At 46.9% G+C, this 294-nt stretch carries 1 pseudogene; it reads left to right on the top strand.

Annotation, left to right across the window (positions count from 1 at the left end):
- Positions 1 to 294: pseudogene (locus tag ACWPAB_RS15485) on the top strand (IS30 family transposase); the annotation flags it as partial.

The following is a 294-nucleotide window of genomic DNA, read 5'->3' as shown; positions in this document are numbered from 1 at the left end:
GTTGAACGATCTCAGATAGAACTGATGCAACACCACACGATTCAGTACATCGCCGCGACCTTAGCCGTTCTCGTATTTCTATTAGGCATGAACTTCACCGTTGCCCTGAAGGTGATTACTACGCCATTATAGCTCAGGATCACGCTGATACTTGTCGGCATCGTTGTGGTCGGCACTCGATTTTAACGCCTAAGTTGGTCCCCTGAAATGGTCGGTTATGCCGTTCATTGTGCGCCACATACGATTTACCACTGGATTTATCAAAGACAAGTCGATTTTCACCCAAGCCAACTT

The sequence above is a fragment of the Lacticaseibacillus sp. 30 genome, from assembly GCF_053819265.1.
This window is presented reverse-complemented; position numbering and strand designations above follow the sequence as displayed.